The 18,675-nt window shown below is 72.0% G+C and carries 19 protein-coding genes; 6 read left to right on the top strand and 13 right to left on the bottom strand.

The genetic code is table 11. The features are described from left to right. Positions 1 to 91 precede the first annotated feature (91 nt). On the bottom strand, positions 92 to 265 hold the full coding sequence (locus ACIPPM_RS05800) for a CsbD family protein (RefSeq protein WP_401443434.1): 174 nt from the start codon (positions 263 to 265) through the stop codon (positions 92 to 94). 153 nt (positions 266 to 418) lie between these two features. On the opposite strand from ACIPPM_RS05800, the gene ACIPPM_RS05795 reads away from it, so the two are divergent. Further along, the gene (locus ACIPPM_RS05795) at positions 419 to 589 is read left to right on the top strand and encodes a hydrophobic protein (RefSeq protein WP_401443431.1); all 171 of its coding nucleotides are present in this window, start codon (positions 419 to 421) and stop codon (positions 587 to 589) included. A 281-nt stretch (positions 590 to 870) separates the two neighbouring features. Then, positions 871 to 1,107, top strand: a complete 237-nt coding sequence (locus tag ACIPPM_RS05790; protein ID WP_401443428.1) for a hypothetical protein — start codon at positions 871 to 873, stop codon at positions 1,105 to 1,107. 94 nt (positions 1,108 to 1,201) lie between these two features. On the opposite strand, the gene ACIPPM_RS05785 is transcribed toward ACIPPM_RS05790, so the two are convergent. The 4 genes from ACIPPM_RS05785 to ACIPPM_RS05770 form a co-directional block, all read right to left on the bottom strand. Next, on the bottom strand, positions 1,202 to 2,929 hold the full coding sequence (locus ACIPPM_RS05785) for a thiamine pyrophosphate-dependent enzyme (protein WP_401443425.1): 1,728 nt from the start codon (positions 2,927 to 2,929) through the stop codon (positions 1,202 to 1,204). 87 nt (positions 2,930 to 3,016) lie between these two features. Further along, positions 3,017 to 4,603: an FMN-binding glutamate synthase family protein gene (locus ACIPPM_RS05780; protein WP_401443423.1), complete on the bottom strand. Its 1,587-nt coding sequence runs from the start codon at positions 4,601 to 4,603 to the stop codon at positions 3,017 to 3,019. Between the two features lie 119 nt (positions 4,604 to 4,722). Then, positions 4,723 to 4,899, bottom strand: coding sequence for a hypothetical protein (locus ACIPPM_RS05775; RefSeq protein WP_107059607.1), 177 nt, complete (start codon positions 4,897 to 4,899; stop codon positions 4,723 to 4,725). 98 nt (positions 4,900 to 4,997) lie between these two features. Next, a complete protein-coding gene (locus tag ACIPPM_RS05770) occupies positions 4,998 to 6,488 on the bottom strand; it encodes a sulfatase-like hydrolase/transferase (protein ID WP_401443420.1) in 1,491 nt (496 codons plus the stop codon). A gap of 131 nt (positions 6,489 to 6,619) precedes the next feature. Here ACIPPM_RS05770 and ACIPPM_RS05765 point away from each other — a divergent pair, with 131 nt between their 5' ends. Beyond that, on the top strand, positions 6,620 to 7,069 hold the full coding sequence (locus ACIPPM_RS05765; protein ID WP_401443418.1) for a nuclear transport factor 2 family protein: 450 nt from the start codon (positions 6,620 to 6,622) through the stop codon (positions 7,067 to 7,069). Here ACIPPM_RS05765 and ACIPPM_RS05760 read toward each other — a convergent pair. The 3 genes from ACIPPM_RS05760 to ACIPPM_RS05750 form a co-directional block, all read right to left on the bottom strand. Beyond that, positions 7,042 to 7,356: a hypothetical protein gene (locus ACIPPM_RS05760; protein ID WP_401443415.1), complete on the bottom strand. Its 315-nt coding sequence runs from the start codon at positions 7,354 to 7,356 to the stop codon at positions 7,042 to 7,044. The two genes, ACIPPM_RS05765 and ACIPPM_RS05760, sit on opposite strands and share 28 nt — an antisense overlap. Positions 7,357 to 7,422: 66 nt before the next feature. Beyond that, the gene (locus ACIPPM_RS05755) at positions 7,423 to 8,073 is read right to left on the bottom strand and encodes a superoxide dismutase (RefSeq protein ID WP_401443413.1); all 651 of its coding nucleotides are present in this window, start codon (positions 8,071 to 8,073) and stop codon (positions 7,423 to 7,425) included. Positions 8,074 to 8,206: 133 nt separating this feature from the next. Further along, a complete protein-coding gene (locus tag ACIPPM_RS05750; protein ID WP_401443410.1) occupies positions 8,207 to 8,848 on the bottom strand; it encodes a superoxide dismutase in 642 nt (213 codons plus the stop codon). A 175-nt stretch (positions 8,849 to 9,023) separates the two neighbouring features. Here ACIPPM_RS05750 and ACIPPM_RS05745 point away from each other — a divergent pair, with 175 nt between their 5' ends. The 3 genes from ACIPPM_RS05745 (at position 9,024) to ACIPPM_RS05735 (ending at position 11,360) form a co-directional block, all read left to right on the top strand. Next, positions 9,024 to 9,656: a precorrin-8X methylmutase gene (locus ACIPPM_RS05745; RefSeq protein ID WP_401444204.1), complete on the top strand. Its 633-nt coding sequence runs from the start codon at positions 9,024 to 9,026 to the stop codon at positions 9,654 to 9,656. 88 nt (positions 9,657 to 9,744) lie between these two features. Continuing rightward, complete coding sequence (gene tsaD / locus ACIPPM_RS05740; protein ID WP_401443407.1) at positions 9,745 to 10,797, top strand: tRNA (adenosine(37)-N6)-threonylcarbamoyltransferase complex transferase subunit TsaD; 1,053 nt, start codon at positions 9,745 to 9,747, stop codon at positions 10,795 to 10,797. Further along, positions 10,794 to 11,360: a GNAT family N-acetyltransferase gene (locus ACIPPM_RS05735; protein WP_401443405.1), complete on the top strand. Its 567-nt coding sequence runs from the start codon at positions 10,794 to 10,796 to the stop codon at positions 11,358 to 11,360. Before tsaD ends, ACIPPM_RS05735 begins: the two co-directional genes overlap by 4 nt. Before the next feature lie 12 nt (positions 11,361 to 11,372). Here ACIPPM_RS05735 and ACIPPM_RS05730 read toward each other — a convergent pair whose 3' ends face one another. From ACIPPM_RS05730 to ACIPPM_RS05710, 5 genes are read right to left on the bottom strand one after another with little or no spacing between them, the layout of a single operon-like run. After that, on the bottom strand, positions 11,373 to 12,167 hold the full coding sequence (locus ACIPPM_RS05730; protein ID WP_401443403.1) for an ECF transporter S component: 795 nt from the start codon (positions 12,165 to 12,167) through the stop codon (positions 11,373 to 11,375). Next, complete coding sequence (locus ACIPPM_RS05725) at positions 12,164 to 13,807, bottom strand: ABC transporter ATP-binding protein (protein WP_401443401.1); 1,644 nt, start codon at positions 13,805 to 13,807, stop codon at positions 12,164 to 12,166. The genes ACIPPM_RS05730 and ACIPPM_RS05725 overlap by 4 nt, the downstream gene beginning before the upstream one ends. Continuing rightward, positions 13,804 to 14,979, bottom strand: a complete 1,176-nt coding sequence (locus tag ACIPPM_RS05720) for an energy-coupling factor transporter transmembrane component T (RefSeq protein ID WP_401443399.1) — start codon at positions 14,977 to 14,979, stop codon at positions 13,804 to 13,806. Before ACIPPM_RS05720 ends, ACIPPM_RS05725 begins: the two co-directional genes overlap by 4 nt. Next, positions 14,976 to 15,923, bottom strand: coding sequence for a hypothetical protein (locus ACIPPM_RS05715; protein ID WP_401443397.1), 948 nt, complete (start codon positions 15,921 to 15,923; stop codon positions 14,976 to 14,978). The genes ACIPPM_RS05720 and ACIPPM_RS05715 overlap by 4 nt, the downstream gene beginning before the upstream one ends. Further along, positions 15,920 to 18,631, bottom strand: a complete 2,712-nt coding sequence (locus ACIPPM_RS05710) for a prenyltransferase/squalene oxidase repeat-containing protein (protein WP_401443394.1) — start codon at positions 18,629 to 18,631, stop codon at positions 15,920 to 15,922. The genes ACIPPM_RS05715 and ACIPPM_RS05710 overlap by 4 nt, the downstream gene beginning before the upstream one ends. Positions 18,632 to 18,675: the final 44 nt, after the last annotated feature.

The raw sequence follows: 18,675 nt of genomic DNA, 5'->3' as shown, positions 1-18,675 counted from the left end.
CGTGGCATGAAAGAACGGCGTGCGGCCGAACCTCGCACCTCGACAGGTGCCGGTTCCGCCGCACGCCGTTCCTCCGGAACGCTCCGCCGGATCAGTCCTTGGCGACGTCCTTCAGCTTCTCCTTGGCCTGGCGGGCGTCGCCCGTGGCCTGCTCGGCGCGGCCCTCGGCGGTCAGCTTCTCGTTGCCCACCCCGCGGCCCGCGGCCTCCTTGACCTTGCCGCTCGCCTGCTCGGTCGTGGCCTTGGCCTTCTCGCTGGCGCTCATGCCGCTCACCTTTCGCTGTGCCGCTGTTGCCTGACGAGATGGCGAATGACCGCGTATCCGTTCCGTAAACCTCGTGAACCTCGTGAACCAGATGTGATTCAGATGTGTGTGCGACGAAGACGCGGGCATTCGGCGGCCAGGAGGTTGATGACAATGGTTCCCCTGATTCTGGTTCTTCTTCTGGCTCTGATTCTTTTCGGTGCGGGCTTCGCGCTCAAGGCACTGTGGTGGATCGCGGTGATCGTGCTCGTCGTGTGGGTGCTCGGCTTCATCGTGCGGCCCGCCGGGAACGGCGGTCGTAAGGGTCGCTGGTACCGCTGGTAGAGCGCCCCCGCGCGGCGAAGTGGCCCGGCCGGAATCGGCCGGGCCGTTTCGTCATGTCCGGGATCGGGCGTATCGCCGCCCTTGCCGGGGTACCAGGGAGTACGTCGGCCCCGCGGGGGGCCGCAGGGGAACCCTGCAACCTCCTTCCCCCGCGGGGCCGACCCGCGCCCGCCATGCCCCTCCCCCCGGCCCGGCGTCACTCCTTTGCCCTACACCAGGTGCGCCCCTCACCGCCGCCCCGGAACGTGGTGCAGGTGTCGTCTAGCCCGTGAGGGAGAGTCATGATCATCAAGTTCCTGTACGACAAGGGTCTGCGCAGCGAGCACGCCAACACGGTGGCCTGTGCGGCCATCGGCCTGTCCATCGCGTCCTGGTTCACCTCGCGCAAGGTGGAGGGCCAGGGCCTGGAGCGGGCCGACCGCTGGGGCATATTCGTCGCCACCTGGCCCGCGACCTGGTTCGGCCTCGGCCAGGCCCTGAACCAGTACGAGCGGAGCGTCCTCGCCTTCGGGCGCTGACGGCGACGCGTCCCCGTCGCGGCCGGGAACCCCGGTCCGAGCATGAAGCGGCGGCGCCCGGTGTTCTCCACCGGGCGCCGCCGTACGGGGTTGTTCAGCGGCTCGAACTCGACAGGTTCTCCCGGACCTTGGCGATGGCGAATCCCCAGCCCTGCTGGACGGTCGCCTTGCCGGGTACGGCGATCTCGTCGGGGTTGGTGAGCACGTCCAGCAGCACGGGTCCCGGCTCGGCGAACGCGCGCTTCACCGCGTCGGCCAGCTCCTCGGGCCGGGTGACCCGGATACCGGTGATGCCGAGGGCCTGGGCGACGGCCGCGAAGTCGGGGTTGTCGAGGACCGTGCCGAACTCCGGCAGCCCCGCCTGCTCCTGCTCCAGCTTGACCATGCCGAGGCGCTGGTTGTCGAAGACGACGAGCTTGACCGGCAGCCGCTCGGTGCGGATGGTCATCAGGTCGCCCAGCAGCATGGACAGCCCGCCGTCGCCGCAGAAGGCGACGACCTGCCGGTCCTTGTCGAGCAGCTGCGCGCCGATCGCCTGCGGCATGGCGTTGGCCATCGAGCCCAGGTTGTAGGAGCCGAGCAGACGGCGGTCGCCGCGCATCTCCACGAACCGGGACAGCCACACGGTGGCCATGCCGGTGTCGGAGGTGAAGATGGCGTCCTCGTCCGCGACGGCGTCCACGGCGGCGGCCAGCGCCTCGGGCCGCACGAGGTGGGAGCGGTTGTCGAACTTGGAGCGGACCTTGCCCAGCAGCCCCCGGTCGTGACCGGGCGAGGCGAGGTCCCGCTGTCCGTCCTGCCACTTGGTGAACTTCTCGCGCGCCGCGTCCAGATGACCCCGGTCCGTGCGCTGCCCGACGCGCGCCAGCAGCCCCCGCACGGTCGGGCCGACGTCCGCCGCGAGTCCGACGTCCACCGGCACCCGGCGCCCGATGTGCTCGGCGACCCGGTCGATCTGGATCACCTTCTTCCCCTCCGGATACCAGTCGCGGTACGGGAAGTCGGTGCCGAGCAGGACCAGGGTGTCGGCGTGGTCCATCGCGTGGGCGGCGGCCGGGTTGCCGATGAGGCCGGTCTGGCCGACCTGGTAGGGGTTGTCGCCCTCGAAGCCCTCCTTGGCCTTGAGGGTGATCACCATCGGCGCGGCCAGCCGCTCGGCCAGGGTGAGGACCTCCTCGCGGCAGCCGCGCGCTCCCCGGCCGACGAGCAGGGTGACCTTGCCGCCGTCGTCGATCACGGAGGCGGCCTCGTCCAGCGCGGGGTCGTCCGGCCGGTTGGCGGAACCGGTCAGCGACAGCCGGACCGGCCGGTCCTCGGGCAGCTCCTGGTCACCGATGTCCCCGGGCACGGTGAGCACGGCGACGCCACGGCGACCGACGGCGGTGCGCACCGCGACCTCCAGCAGCGCGGGCAGCTGCGCGGGCGAGGTGACGGTGGCGCGGAAGACGGCGACGTCCTTGAAGAGCAGGTCGTTGTCGACCTCCTGGAAGTAGTCGGTGCCGATCTCCGCCTGCGGCACCTGCCCCGTGATGGCCAGGACCGGCGTGCCGCTCTTCGCGGCGTCGTACAGGCCGTTCAGCAGGTGGACCGCGCCGGGACCGACCGTGCCCATGCAGACCCCGAGCGTGTCGGTCAGCTGGGACTGGGCACCGGCCGCGAAGGCCGCCGCCTCCTCGTGGCGGCAGCCCACCCAGGACACGGCCTCGGAGGCGCGGATGGCGTCGGTGAACGGGTTGAGCGCGTCGCCGACGACGCCGAACACCTGGCGTACGCCGAGTTCCTCCAGCGTGTCGACGACGAGACGGGCGACGGTGCGGGCCATGGGGTGCGTCCTCTCCACGGGCCCTTGAGGCCCGCTGGTGTCGTACGGCGCGCGGTGTGCCGCCGTACCGGTACGGGTGCCTGCGGTTCAGCCGGCGAAACGGTCCGGGTCGGCTGCTTTCCAGTCGGCGGCCCAGGCGGCGGGCGGCCGCTCGATCAGCTCGCCGGGGGCCAGCCAGTCGTGGAGCCCGGCGTAGGAGCGGAAGTCGCCGGTGGGGGTGTCGCGGCGGCGCAGCATCTCCGGGCGCAGGTCCTTCGGGTCGGTGACGCCCATCGCGGCCATGATCTGCTGGGCGCTGCGGACGGTCGCCTCCTGGTAGCGGCGGACCCGCTCGGACTTGTCCGGGACGTCGAGGGCGCGGGCGCGGCGCGGGTCCTGGGTGGTGACGCCGGTGGGGCAGCGGTTGGTGTGGCAGCGCTGGGCCTGGATGCAGCCGACGGCGAACATCATGCTGCGGGCCGCGTTGGTGTAGTCGGCGCCCATGAGCAGCCGCTTGACCAGGTCCGCGCCGGTGGCGACCTTGCCGCTCGCGCCGACCCGGACACGGTCCCGCAGTCCGGCGCCGGTCAGGGCGTTGTGGACCATGATCAGCCCTTCGGTGAGGGGCATGCCGAGGTGGTCGGCGAACTCCAGCGGCGCGGCGCCCGTACCGCCCTCGGCGCCGTCGACCACGATGAAGTCGGGGGTGATCCCCTCGGCCAGCATCGCCTTGCAGACGGCGAGGAACTGGGTGCGCGAGCCCGGACAGAGCTTGAACCCGACCGGTTTGCCGCCCGCGAGGTCCCGCATCCTGGCCAGGAACCCGACCAGTTCGCGCGGGGTGTGGAACTCGCGGTGGTACGGGGGTGAGATCACCGTCTCCCCCTGCGGGACCCCGCGCACCTCGGCTATCTCGGCGTTCACCTTGCCGCCGGGCAGGACACCGCCGATGCCGGGCTTGGCGCCCTGGGAGAGCTTGAGCGAGACGCACTTGACCGAGGGGTGGGCCGCCTTCTCGGCGAACTTCGCGGCGTCGAAGCCGCCGTCCTCGGTACGGCAGCCGAAGTACCCCGTGCCGATCTCCCACACCAGGTCGCCGCCGGGGCGCAGGTGGTACTCGGAGAGGCCGCCCTCGCCGGTGTCCTGGGCGAAACCGCCGCGCACGGCACCGGTGTTGAGGGCGAGGACCGCGTTGGCGGAGAGGGAGCCGAAGCTCATGGCGGAGACGTTCAGGAGTGCCATGTCGTAGGGCTGGGCGCAGTCGGGGCCGCCGATCCGGACCCTGGGCGGCGTGTCCGGGGTGTCCACGGGGGCCATCGACGGGACCAGGAACTCGTAGCCCTGCTGGTACATGTCGCGTTCGCTGCCGAAGGGTTCCTCGGCGTCGATGCCCTTGGCCCGCTCGTACACGATGTTCCGGGTGTCGCGGTCGTAGGGGCGGCCGTCGAAGTTGCGCTCGACGAAGTACTGCTGGAGTTCCGGGCGGATCGCTTCGAGGAGATAGCGGGCGTGGCCGATGACGGGGTAGTTCCGCAGCACCGTGTGGCGGCGCTGGAGGAGGTCGTAGCCGCCCAGCAGGCCCAGGACCCCGAGGACGCCCGCGGCGAACCACCACCAGGGGGACACGTGAACAGCGGCGGAGGCCGCGGCGGCGGCACCGATCAGAAGGAGACCCACGGCCCCGAAACGCACCATGGCTTCCCGGTAACCGCTGCCGGGGCCGTCATGCAGCCGCCGGGTAAGGAACGCACGTGAGTTCGACATGGCCGCGCCGGGCAGCCGAGTCACCGCTCGACCGCCCGGCGCGGAGGGCTTCAGCGTCTGCGGCCGCGGGCGCTCCAGCCCGCGCCGATGCCCGCGACGTGCAGCGCCAGCAGGGCGAGACCGATCAGCATGACGTTGGTCGAGCTGAAGGTGTCGTTGGTGGAGATGTCCGCCGCGTTGATCAGGAAGGCGATGAAGAACAGGACCGCCGAGATGATGGCCAGCATGATGTGCTCCCCTTCGGGTTCGGGTGAGTGAGGTCTTCCGGAACACAGACCTGATGCCCGTGAAGGGGTGCGCCAGTCACCTCGGCGGCACCGCCTTTTCACCGCTCGACGTGTCCGGCCTTCCGGCACGCCTCGGCGCCCTCGCATTTCTGAAGGTCCGTCAATGTCTTGTGCAGCGCGTCCTGTTGGGACTTGGGCAGCGAGGAGGCCCGGTTGTGCAGCTGGTCCGGGTCGTTCCTGGTGTCGTAGTACTCGCGCTCGCCGTCCGCGTACTCGACCCACAGTGCGTCCGGGGTGCGGATGGCCTCGTAGGAGGGCGGGTTGCCGCTGTTGTCGTCCGCTGCGTCGGGGTCGTCCTTCTTGGAGGCGGGGTGATGGTGTTCGATCAGCACCGCCTGGCGCCAGTCGGTCACCTGCTCGCCGTGCAGCAGGGGAGCGAGGCTGTCGCCGTCGGCCGTCCCGCTCGGTTTCACCCCGGCGAGGTCCTGGAAGGTGGGGCTGAGGTCGACGTTCGCGGCCGGCTGGGTGATCTCCTTGCCCGCGGCCACGCCCGGCCCCGCGACGACGAGCGGCACCCTGATGTCGGTGTCGTACGCCGTCTGCTTGCCGGGGCGCAGCCGGTGCTCGCCCATGTGGAAGCCGTTGTCGGAGCTGAACACGATGTACGTGTCGTCGGCGAGCCCCTTGGCCTTCAGCTCGGCCCGGACGCGCCCGATCATGTCGTCCACGGCCTGCACGGAGCGGGCCCGCTTGGCGAACTTCTGGTCGATGGAGCGCTGTTCGTCCGCGGAGAGGGGCTTGAGGCCGCTCTGCCACTTGGGCGTGGGCTCGGCGGGCTTGTCGTAGGCGGGGGTGCGGGGTGCCTTGAGGCCGGGGAAGTCCTTCTCGTCGCGGGGCGCGGGGGTGGAGGGGCCGTGCGGGGCGAAGGTGGCCAGTTCGAGCACGAACGGCTTATTGGCCGCCGCGGAGGAGTCGATGAAGGAGGTCGCCTTCTTCGACACCACGTCGGTGAGGTAGTCCTCGGGGTCGTGGCCGTACTTCACGACCTTGCCGTTCTCGTTCAGGCTGTAGTCGAACTCGGGGTAGCCGTTGCCCGCCACGTCCCACTCGTCCCAGCCCGGCGGGACGTAGGGCTTGCCGGTGCCGTGCTGGTCGGCGGGGAGGTAGCCGTTGAGGTACTTGCCCATGAAGCCGGTGCGGTAGCCGGCCTTCTGCAGGGCCGGGCCGTAGCAGTCGCGCTCGTTGCCGTTGCGGTTGTAGGCGCCGTATCCCCCGTCGTCACCGTTGTTGGTGAACACCCCGGTGTTGTGCGGGTACTTGCCGGTGAGGATCGAGGAACGGGACGGGCAGCACAGGGAGTCGGTGACGAAGTAGTCGGTGAACGAGGTGCCGTCCTTCTGTAACTGCTTCACGTTCGGCATGTACGGCACGAGGTTGGTCGCCAGGTCGTCGGTGAGCACGAAGACGATGTTGGGCTTCTTCGGGGCGTCGGCCGTGTCGCCGCGCGCCTCGGTGCTTCCCGGTGCGCTGCAGGCGGCGAGCAGGAGGGCCGCGGCCCCCAGGCCGCCGAGCAGCCGATGTCGTTTCATCGCGGTGAGACCTCCAGGTCGGGGACGGGAGGGCAGCACCGTAGGAACCAACATTGTCGAAACTCTGTGGAGGGCACCGAACCGCTGGGCAGGAGACGATGTAGGTGTTCCCGAGTGGAAGGTGTGACGAGATGAGCGACCGGACCGAGAGCCCTGCGGATGTCGTGCGCGCGCTGTACGACGCCCTGAGCGGGGGTGACGTGCCGGGCGTCCTGGCCAGGGTGGCCCCCGACGTGATCGTCGACGAGCCGAACCGGCTCCCCTACGGCGGTGTGCACCGGGGCCGCGAGGCGTTCGCGGAGTCCGTCCTGGGCGGGATCACGGCCCACGCCGACTTCAGCATCGACGCCGCCGACGTCTTCGAGGGCCCGGCCGGGGTCGTCGGCAGGCTCACCGGCTCGCTCAAGGCCCGTTCCACGGGCGAGGAGTATCCGCTGACCGTGGTCGAGGTCCACCGTGTCGAGGACGGCCTGGTGCAGGAGATCGACGTCTACATCAAGAATCCCGAGCGGCTGGCGGAGTTCTTCGCCCACGCGGAGTCGGGGGCGCCGGATCACTCCGGGCAGTCGGCGTCGAGCTGAGCGAGCCCCTGCTCCCAACGCCGACGCCGCTGCTCTTCGGCCTCCTCCCACCAGGGTGTCCCCCGCTCCCCCAGCGCGACCTTGGCCCGCTGCACCCGGTCCCGCGCCGCACGCTCGGCTTTCTCGTCCTTCGCGTCGCGCACGGCACGCCGGGCCGCCATGAGATGCCGCCGGAGGCGGGCGGCGGTGTCCTCGGGCACGTCCGGGTCCGTCGCCCGCCACCGTCGGCCGTTGATGACGACGAAGTGCCCGTCGGGCGTCTTCTCGGGCGGGGAGGGCGCGGGCATGCCCCGATTCTCACCAGCGGGGGTGCGGGAGCGGGCGGGGCACGCCGGGAATGCTCTGGACGCCCGTCAGTGCTGCGGCAGCAGCATGGCGTCGCCACGCTCCTTGGCGGCGGCGTACCGCCGGGCGACGTCCTGCCAGTTGACGACCTGCCACATGGCCTCGATGAAGTCGACCTTCTGGTTCTTGTACTGCAGGTAGAAGGCGTGCTCCCAGGCGTCGAAGACGAGCACCGGGACGGAGCCCTGACCGACGTTGCCCTGGTGGTCGTAGATCTGCTCGACGATCAGGCGGCCGCTGAGCGGCTCGTAGGCCATGACGCCCCAGCCCGAGCCCTGGGTGGTGCCCGCGGCCTTGGTCAGCTGGGTCTTGAAGCCCTCGAAGGTGCCGAAGGACTCGGTGATGGCGTCGGCGAGGTCGCCCAGGCCGTCCTGGGCGAGGGGCTCTCCGCCGCCCTCGTGCGGGGCGGTCATGTTCTGCCAGTAGATGCTGTGCAGGACGTGGCCGGAGAGGTTGAACGCCAGGTTCTTCTCCAGCCCGTTGGTGCAGCCCCAGGAGTCCGTGTCCCGCGCCTCCGCGAGCTGCTCCACCGCGGTGTTCGCGCCCTTGACGTAGGCCGCGTGGTGCTTGTCGTGATGCAGCTCGATGATCTCGGGGCTGATCACCGGCGCGAGCGCCGCATAGTCGTACGGCAGTTCCGGAAGCGTGTACAGCGCCATGTGGGACGCCCTCCGATGTTATTGCGAACAGTATGCAAATGCACGCTAACAGTAAGAACCGGACAGGGCGTCGAAGACGACGGCAGCGCCCGCACGTGTCGTGCGAGCGCTGCCGTCAAGGGGTGCCGATCCGTCAGGGAGTGAGCAGCAGGCTGTCGCCGCGCTCCTTGGCGGCGGCGTAGCGCTTCGCCACGTCCTGCCAGTTGACGACCTCCCACATGGCCTCGATGAAGTCCACCTTCTGGTTCTTGTACTGCAGGTAGAAGGCGTGCTCCCAGGCGTCGAAGACCAGGATCGGGGTGGAGCCCTGGCCGACGTTGCCCTGGTGGTCGTAGATCTGCTCGACTATGAGGCGCCCGCTGAGCGGCTCGTAGGCGAGGACGCCCCAGCCGGAACCCTGCGTCGTCGCGGACGCCTTGGTGAGCTGGGCCTTGAAGTTCTGGAACGAGCCGAAGGACTCGGCGAGGGCGTCCGCGAGCTCACCGACGCCGTCCTTGTCGAGCGGCTCGCCGCCACCCTGGCCCGTCATGTTGTGCCAGTAGATCGAGTGCAGGATGTGGCCCGACAGATGGAACGCCAGGTTCTTCTCCAGGCCGTTGATCGAGCCCCAGGACTCCTTGTCCCGCGCCTCCGCCAGCTGCTCCAGCGTGTCGTTCGCGCCCTTGACGTACGCGGCGTGGTGCTTGTCGTGATGCAGCTCGATGATCTCGGGGCTGATCACCGGCGCGAGCGCCGCGTAGTCGTACGGGAGCTCCGGGAGCGTGTACACCGCCATGTCCAACGTCCTCCGACATAATTGCGAGTGATGTGCAGTTGCACGCTATCAGCGACAAGGTGCCCCGCTGATCCGGCATCAGTCCTCGGACTTGTATGCTCACCGCCGTGTCCGCGGCCGGGAGGACGACCTCTCGGGCGACCCGCCGGACGAGAACAGCGAGAAGGGCGGCACGGTGAGTCCCCACGTCTACGAGAAGGACGGGGCGGCCATCTACCGCCAGTCCTTCGCCACCATCCGCGCGGAGGCGGACCTCGCGGGCCTGCCCGACGACGTAGGTCAGGTCGCGGTCCGCATGATCCACGCCTGCGGGATGACCGACCTCGTGCGGGACCTGTCGTACACGCCCAAGGTGGTGGCCCGCGCCCGCGAGGCACTGCGCGCGGGTGCGCCGATCCTGTGCGACGTGCGGATGGTGGCCAGCGGGGTGACCCGTAAGCGGCTGCCCGCCGACAACGAGGTGCTCTGCACCCTCTCGGACCCGGCCGTTCCGGAGCTGGCGGCGAAGCTCGGCACCACGCGCAGCGCCGCCGCGCTGGAGCTGTGGCGCGACCGGCTGGAGGGCGCGGTCGTCGCCGTCGGCAACGCGCCCACCGCTCTCTTCCGGCTGCTGGAGATGATCGAGGAGGGCGCTCCCCGCCCCGCCGCCGTCATCGGGGTGCCCGTCGGCTTCGTGGGCGCGGCGGAGTCGAAGGACGCCCTGGCCGGGCATCCGGCGGGGCTGGAGCACCTGATCGTCCGCGGCAGGCGCGGCGGCAGCGCCATGGCGGCCGCCGCGCTCAACGCGATCGCCTGCGAAGAGGAGTAGCGCCGGTAGCGCCGGGCCGCGTTCCCGTCTGCGCCGCTCTTATTGCACAATGGTTGCAATAGCTTAGGTGACGCAGAAGGGAGCGGGCGTGGGCTCTCCGATCGTGCTCGGGATCGAGTCGTCGTGCGACGAGACCGGTGCGGGACTCGTCCGCGACGGACGCCTGCTGGGGCATGCGGTGGCGTCGAGCATGGACGAGCACGCCCGCTACGGCGGAGTGGTGCCCGAGATCGCCTCGCGCGCCCACCTGCATTCCCTGCGCGCCGTCGTCCGGCAGGCACTGGACGACGGCGGCCTGGAACTCGGTGACATCGGCGCCGTCGCCGTCACCACGGGGCCCGGGCTGTCCGGCGCGCTCCAGGTGGGGCTGGCCGGCGCGAAGGGGATCGCGTACGCGCTCGGGGTGCCGCTGTACGGGGTGCACCACCTCGCCGGTCACGTCGCCGCCGACACCCTGGAGCACGGACCGCTGCCCGACCCCTGCATGGTGCTGATCGTCTCCGGCGGCCACACCTCGCTCCTCCTGGTGCGCGACCTGGCCCGCGATCCGATCCTCCATCTGGGTGACACGCTCGACGACGCGGCCGGGGAATGCTTCGACAAGGTCGCCCGTGTCTTCGGACTGCCGTACCCCGGCGGCCCGGCCGTCGACCGGGCCGCCCGTGACGGAGATCCGCGCGCCGTCCCCTTCCCGCGCCCGCTGCCCGGCTCGTACGACTTCTCCTTCTCCGGCCTCAAGACCGCGGCCGCGCGCTGGGCGGAGAGCCACGCGGGCCGGGACTTGCCCGTGGCCGATGGTGCCGCTTCCCTCCAGGAGGCCATCGCGGACGTACTGACCCGCAAGGCGGTCGCCGCCTGCGCCGAGCACGGTGTGAACACCCTCGTCGTGGTCGGCGGGGTCGCCGCCAACTCGCGGGTCCGGTCCCTCGCCGAGGAGCGGTGCCGGGCGGCGGGCATCGAGCTGCGAGTGCCGCCGCTGCGGCTGTGCACCGACAACGGCGCGATGATCGCCGCCGTGGGCGACCTCCTCGTACGGGCCGGGGCACGGCCCACGCCGCTGGACGTCTCGATCGACCCCTCGGCGCCGCTGGAGTACGCGGCGCTGCACCCCGGCACGGCCCTGGCGGGTGCGGGGCGATGAGCGTCCGGGTGTGCGCGGGGACGGAACTGCTGGACCTGGGTACGGCCCTGCGCTCGGTCTACCTGGACGCCTTCGGCGCCCCGCCCTGGCACGAGGGCGAGGCGGAGGCGGACGCCTTCACAGCGCGGCTGGTCGCGAACGTCGGGCGTCCGGGTTTCGTCGCGGCGGTCGCCGCCGAGGACGGGCGGCTGACCGGCTTCGCCACCGCGTGGACCACACCCGCGCCGTTCCCCACCGACCGCTCCTACGGGCAGGCCACGGCCGCGCTGGGCTCCGAGCGCACCCGTGCGTGGCTGTGCGGCGCACTGGAGATCGACGAACTGGCCCTGCGTCCGGCGGCCCAGGGCACCGGTCTCGGCGCCCGCCTCCTCGACGCCGTCACGCGGGACTGCCCGGAGGGCCGGGCGTGGCTGCTCACCTCGCAACGGTCGGCGCGCGCCCTGTCGTTCTACCGCCACCTGGGCTGGCACCAGGCCACCCACCCCACCCCCGACGGCGGCGGGCTCATCGTCTTCCTCGGCCCCCGCCACCCCGCCCGGCACCTGACCGTCCAGCCCCTGTGACGCGTGCCGCCCTCACGACGAGGGCGGCACGAAGGTGACCGGTGCCCGGAAGCGGGCCCTGCGTGCCGCGCGCCGGAACGTGGTGAGTACGGCGGGGCCCGCGAGGAGGACGCACACGAAGTTGGTGACGGCGCGGCCGGTGTCCCAGCCGAGCGAGGTGGCCAGGTCGAAGGCGACGTAGCGGTGCCACTGCTCGGTGAAGGGCAGGCCGGGCAGGTAGGCGATGGAGCTGTTCGGGTCGAGGGAGAACGGCCAGAAGGACAGATTGAGCAGGAAGCCGAAGAGGTAGCCGGAGACCGATCCGTAGCAGGCGAGGAGGAGGACCTCCCGGCGTCCGGTGGCCCTGGGCAGGAACCCCGCGAGCATGCCGACGAACGCGCAGCCGAACATCTGGTACGGCATCCAGGGGCCGACGCCGCCGGTGATGAGGGCCGACGCGAACAGGGAGGTGCAGCCCAGGGTGAACCCGAAGCCGGGTCCGTAGACGCGTCCGGCGAGGACGAGGACGAAGAAGACCGTCTCGATACCGGCGGTACCGGCGCCGAGCGGACGTAGGGCCGCGTTGACGGCGGACAGGACGCCCAGCATGGCCAGCGCCTTGGAGTCGATGCCCCCTTCGGCGATCTCGGACAGCACGACGCACAGGACGAGGACGAGCAGCACACCGAAGATCAGCGGCGGTGCGAAGTTGGAGCCGAACGTGCCGGGGGCCACGACGAAGGGCCAGAAGAAGGCGACGACGCCCAGGAACGCGGCCATGGCGATGACGACGCCGACGCGGGGCGTGAGCCGGATGGCGGCGTTCATGGCCGCGCCCCCTCGGGCTCGGTCTCGGTCTCGGCGAGCGCGGCGGTGACCTGGCCGACGGTGAGGAACGGCAGGGGTGCCAGGATCTTCGCGGTCTGCGGTGCGAAGACGGGCGAGGCCACGATGACCTCGGCGGTGGGCCCGTCCGCGACGATGTCTCCCTCGGCCATCACCACCACCCGGTCGGCGGCGCGGGCGGCGAACTCCACGTCGTGGGTGGAGACGACGACGGAATGCCCTTGTGCGGCCAAGTCGTCCACCACATCGATGAGTTCGCTCTTCGCCCGGTAGTCGAGGCCGCGGGTCGGCTCGTCGAGGAGCAGCACCTTCGGCGCGGCGGTGAGCTGGATGGCGAGCACCAGGGCGAGCTTCTGCCCCTCCGAGAGGTCCCGTGGGTGGGTGGCGTCGTCGATGCCCGGCGCGAGCCGGTCGAGGAGGGCCCGTGCGCTCACCCCGGTCGCGGACTCGGTCTCCGCCTGGCCGAGTTCGTCGCCCACGCTCTCCAGGTACAGCAGATCCGCGGGGGTCTGCGGGACGAGCCCGACGAGCTGCCGGGCGTCGGCGGCGCGCAGTTCGTGGGGGTCCGCCGTGCCCGGGCCCCGGGTGACGGCGACCGTTCCGGCGCGGCGCGGACCGGTGCCCTGTAGGGCCCACAGCAGGGACGACTTGCCCGAGCCGTTGCGTCCCATCAGGGCGGTCACCTCCCCCGCGCGCAGCACGAGGTCCACCTCGCGCACGGCGGGCACGCCCTGGTACGCGACGGTCACCTTGCGGGCGGTGAGCAGCGCGGGCCGGTCACCGTCGGGCGCGGCACGCACGGGTGCCGGTGCGGTGAGGCGTGCCCGCAGCGGGGCGGCCCTCCTGCGGGCATCGCGGATGGACAACGGCAGGGGCTCCCACCCGGCCGCACGGCCGAGTTCGACGATCGGCGGTGCGATGGACGAGGTGCGCAGCATCGCCTCGGGCGCACCGATGTGGGCGTGGCCGTCGCCGGGGAGGTGGATGATCCGGTCGGCGTACTGGACGACGCGTTCGAGCCGGTGCTCGGCCATGAGGACGGTGACGCCGAGGTCGTGCACGAGCCGGGTGACGGCGGCGAGGACTTCCTCGGCGGCGGTCGGGTCGAGCGCGGAGGTCGGTTCGTCCAGCACCAGGACGCGGGGGTGGGCGGTGAGGACGGAGCCGATGGCGACGCGCTGCTGCTGTCCGCCGGAGAGTTCGTGCAGGGCGCGGTGGCGCAGGTCGGCGAGGCCCAGCAGGTCGAGGGTCTCCTCGACCCGCTTGCGCATGGTGCCGGGCTGGATCGCCAACTGTTCCATGGCGTAGGCGAGTTCCTCCTCCACCGTGTCGGTGACGAAGCCGTCCAGCGGGTCCTGGCCCACCACGCCCACGACGTCGGCGAGTTCACGCGGCGGATGGTGTGCGGTGTCGCGTCCGTCGACCGTGACCCGGCCGTACAGGGTGCCGCCGGTGAAGTGCGGGACGAGACCGTTCACGGCGCCGAGGAGAGTGGACTTGCCGACGCCGGTGTGGCCGACGACCAGGCACAACTCGCCCTCTTCGATGGTCAGATCGACATCGCGCAGGGCCGGTGCGGGGGCTTCGTCGTAGGCGACGGTGACGTGTTCGAAGGTGATCACGCGGCGGCGGCTTTCGGTTCGGTACGCGGGGCGTGGGGTGGCGGGGCCAGGAAGGCCGCCGTCCCGGCGAGCAGGATGGCCGCGGTCGGGACCAGTGGCAGTTCGGGCCACGTCAGCGGGTAGAAGGTCGGGTTGAGCTGGGCCGCGTCGTAGCCGGGGTGGGTGAACAGCAGGACCGCGGAGAGCAGTCCGCTGCCCGCCACCGTCCACTCGGGCAGCAGCCAGGGGTCGGGGCGGTAGGTGGTGCGGGTGACGCGGCGGCCGCCGATCCGTAGCCCGGCGACGCACAGCGCCGCGCCCACCACCATGGCGGGCAGGCCCAGGAAGGCGGGCGCGGTGGCGTCGAGGAGCCCGTAGGCCCCCGCGCACAGTCCGCACATGCCCAGCAGCATGAGGGCGCCGGTGATCCGCCGGGACCGGCGGGTGGCGGTGCCCGCGCGCCCGTAGCCGCGTGAGTCCATGGCGGCCGCCAGCCGCAGCGAGCGCTCCAGGGCGTCTTCGAGGACGGGTACGACGATGCCGCGCAGCGCCCGCAGTCCTCGGGTGTGTCCGGCGCGCAGCTTCCGTGCGCGGGAGACGCGTTGGACGCTCTGCACCAGTTGCGGCGCCACGCTGATGGCGACGGTGACGGCGACGCCGAGTTCGTACAGGGCGCCGGGCAGCACGCGCAGCGCCCGCTTGGGGTTGGCGAGGGTGTTGGCCGCGCCGATGCAGCACATCATGCAGGCCAGGCGGAGCCCGTCCGTCGCGGAGGAGAGTACGGCCTCCAGCGAGACGGGGCCACCGATCCGGATGCCCGCGTACCAGTCGGGGGTGGGGAGGTGGGGCAGGGCGAACAGGAAGTGGTCGTGCGGGGTGATGCCGGTGGCGAAGACGGCGCGGAACACGACCCGGACGGCCACGACCGTCAGCGCCAGGTACAGGTAGTACTTGAAGCCGCGGGCCCAGGGTGCGGTGGTGCGGCGGGCCGTCACGACATGGCCGAGGACGGCCAGGACGAGGAACAGCAGCAGCGGGTTGGCGGTGCGGCTGACGGCGGTGGCCAGGGCGAGGGCCCAGATCCACCAGGCGAGCGGATGCAGGGTGCGGGGCAGGCGACGGCCGCCCTGGTCGGTCCTCGGACCGGTCCGGGCGGCCGTCGTGTCGAGGGAGGTCTGGGCCACGGGCGTCACTCGTGCGGTCTGCGGCGTGCGGAGTACACTCCGGCGCCCACGATCATCAGGACGAGGGCCGCGCCCGCGACCACGGGCAGCACGGAGCCGGTGTCGTGCGGCGCGTCGGCGGCGGGCTCGGCGTCGAGCACCTGGGTGGTACGACTGCTCGTCGGCGAAGGGGTGCCGCTCGCCGCCTCGGTCGGGCTGGGCGACGCGGAGACGGACGGTGAGGGGCTCGGGTCCGGCTTCTCGGTGGGCTCCGGCTTCGGCTTCGGCTTCGGCTTCGTGGTCGCGGGCGCGGGCTTCTTCGGCTCCTCGGTGGGCTGCCGTTCCGGTGCCGGGCCGGTGTCCACGCCCGGGGGCGGCTGTGGGGCCTTGGCGGTGGAGGCGGGACGGCCGGTGCCGCTCGGCCTGGTGTTGTGCGCGCGCAGTTGGTCCGGGGTGACCTTGGGGCGGCCCTGGGTGCCCTCGATGTCGGTGCCACCGAAGATCCACAGGTCGACGCTGCCGGGCCTGGGCTTGTAGAGCATGGCGCCGAGCTGGCTGTACGTCCAGGTCGTGGCGCCGGGGTCGGCGTGCCAGTACGACCAGTAGGCGGAGGCGGGCGGGGTGAGCACGCAGTCGTCCTGGGCGGCGGTCGGGTACTGCCTGCCGCCCTGGTATCCGCTGTAACCGATGCGGCAGATGAACGCCGGGCCGTCGTGACCGGTGCCGGTGGTGCGCCAGCCGCCCTGGTTGAGCAGCTCGTACCCGGTGGTCGGCGTGGTGCCGCACGACCGGTAGACGGGGCCGCCCCAGTGGCTGAAGTCCACGGCGAGGACCACCCCGGAGGTGGTGGTGCAGCGGCCCATCGCCTGCGGGTCGGCCGCCGCCGGGGCGACGGTCGCGCCGAGCCCGGCGGCGGTCAGGCCGAGCGCGGCCACCAGCCGGGCCAGCGCGCGCGGGAACCGTCCGGTGATCATCGCTTCTCCAGTGCGTCGGTACGTCGCCGTGCGAGGACGACGGTGCGCCAGCCGACGGCACACAGCAGCGCGGCGATCCCGGCGAGCGCGCCCGCCTGTACGCCGGTCGAGGCGAGGACGCCGTCCCCCGCATCGCCGTTCGCGTCCACGGTGGTCGGCGCGTCCGGACCGCCGCCCGGCGTGTCTCCGGGTGTGACGATCTGCGGCGCACCGCCGCCGCTAGCCGTCGGGGTGGGCTGCGCCGACGTGCCGTCAAGGCTGCGCTTCAGCGTGCCGAAGGAGACGCCGGTGGCGCCGCCGACGGCCTGGGTGGAGGCTCGCAGGTCGGAGCCGCGCTGGCCCTCCTTGGCGACGTTGAAGCCGCCGTCGGGGTTCTGCTGCGAGGCGAGGAACTTCAGCGCCCGGGAGATCTCGTCCCCGTACTCCGCCTTGTCCAGGGACAGGCCCTGTACGGCGAGCGCGGCCGAGTTCACCGAGTCACCGGCCGCGCCGGGGAAGCCGCCGTCGGCCAACTGCTTCGAGGCGAGCCATCCCAGCGCCTTGTCGACGGCCTGGCCGGCCCGGTCGCCGCCCGCGAGGTCCAGGGCCATCGCGGCGATGGCGGTGGAGTCGACGTCCGCGTCCCCGGTCGGCGGGATCAGGCTCGGCCACGCGCCGTCGTCCCGCTGCAGGCTCTCCACGTAGGCGATCGGGGACCGGGCGGCCTCCGCCTCCCCGGCGCGCAGTTGCGCCATGACGGCAAGGGACTGGGAGAAGACCGAGGGCGCGTAGGTGTAGGCGCCCTCGGCGGCGCAGGAGCGGTCCGGCGCCGTGCTGGGCGCCGCGCACACGGCCTTGTCGAGGGCGGCGATCAGGTCGTGCCCGGCGAAGTCGCGCGGGTCGCGGCCCACGGCCTCGGCGAGCAGCGCGGTCTTGCCGATCGAACCGCCGCCCGCGTACTGGGTGCCGATGCCCGTCCAGTCGCTGACGGTGCGGCCCTCGCCGTCCTTGCCGCCGTGGTCGAGGAAGTCGACGATGCCTCGCAGCCCGGCGTTGTCCAGTCCGGTGGCGGCGAGCGCGTAGGCGCCGTCGATGGTGAGGCCGAAGTCGGCGCGGCCGGAGCCGGTGCCGGTCGGGTAGTACCGGCCCTGTGTGAGCTGCCCCGCGCCGGTGAGGTAGGCGACGCCCCGCTTGAGGTCGGGGCCCTTGCCCGGTGTCGGGTTGGGAGTCGGCTCGGTCGTGGTCGGCGGAGGGGTGGTGGGTTCGGCCTTCTTGGTGGTGAGTGCCGTCAGGTCGGTGCGGGCGCCCGCGAGGACGGCCACCGGGGTGGCGTAGAGGGTGGAGTCGGTGGCGTCCTGGTCGAAGCCGAAGCCGCCGTCCGCGAGCTGCGTGCGGGAGAGCCAGCCCTCGGCGGCGTTGGCCCGGTTGATCCGGCCGAGGGCGCGCAGTGCTTGGGCGGCGTACGAGGTGGCGATCACGTCGCCGGTGTCCGAGCCGGTGGAGCCGGGGAAGGCGCCGTCGTCCCGCTGGTTCCTCATCAGGTAGTCGCGGGCCTTAGTGACGGCGGCGGTGTGGCCGCCCGCCTTCTCGAGGGCGAGGGCGACCAGGCCGGTGGTGGCGGCGTCGCCGTCGCAGTTCTCGCCCGGCCGGATCAGGATGCTGGTGACGCCACCGTCCTTGCACTGGACCTGAGTGAGCCGGTCCACCGTCTCGGCGGGGGGTTCGTGACCCGCCCGGAGCAGCGCGAGGACCGCGCGGGCCTGTTCGTCGGCGTAGCCGATGCCGCGGAAGTCGCCTCGCGCGGTGCATCCGTCGGCGGGTGCGGCGGCGGTGCACACGTGCGCGGTGAGGTCGGCGAGCAGGTCGCGGCCGCCGAAGTCGCGGGGGTCGCCCTCGGTGGACTCCGCGAGCAGGGCCAGCCGGGCGGCGGCCGCCGTCTCGGGCGTCCGGCCCGTGCCGCCGGGGGTCACGTAGTCCGCGACGTGTCGTGCCAGGAAGGACGTGACCTTGTCCAGGGTGGCGCCCCTGCCGTCGGCGGCGGCCAGCGCGTAGCCGGTCTCCACGGTCAGCAGGTAGTTCGGGCTCTCCGCGCCGTCGTCGACGACGCGTTCGCCGTCGGTCAGCCGCCCCTTGAGCCAGGTGGCGGCGGCGGCCACACCGACGGTGCCGGGAGCCCCGGTGGGCTCGCCGGGCTCGGGGATGGTCGTGCCACCGGCGCGTACGTCGTCGGGGGTGAAGGCGGGCCTGCCGGTGGTGCCGCCGATGTCGGTGCCGCCGTACACCCAGGCGTCGACGTCACCGTCCTTGAGCTTGCGGTCCATCGCACCGTACTGGCTGTACGTCCAGTCGTCCTGGCCGGGAGAGGCGGTCCAGTAGGACCAGTAGGCGGTGGCCTGCGGGGTGAGCACGCAGGGTTCCCGGTCCGGGGTCGGGTACTGGGTGCCCGAGCCGAAGGTGCCGAAGCCGATGCGGCAGATGAAGGCGGGGCCGTCGTGCTGGGTGCCGGTGGTGGTGAAACCCCCGTCGTGGAGGAGTGCGTAGCCGGTGGTGGGGGTGGTGTCGCAGCCTCGCTCGACCTTGCCGCCGAAGGGCTTGAAGTCGACCGCGACCACGGCGCCCTTGGTGCCGGTGCAGTCGCCGACCGGTGCCGCCGCGGCGGGCGGAGCGGTGGACAGGAAGGCGAGGCAGGTGGCGGCGGTGACGAGCATCGCGGACAGCGCGGCCGTCATAGCTCTCGGCCATCTTCGTGCCAGTGCGTGCGTGCTCCCCATGG

Source organism: Streptomyces sp. NPDC090119 (assembly GCF_044747085.1).
Lineage (GTDB): Bacteria > Actinomycetota > Actinomycetes > Streptomycetales > Streptomycetaceae > Streptomyces.
This window is presented reverse-complemented; position numbering and strand designations above follow the sequence as displayed.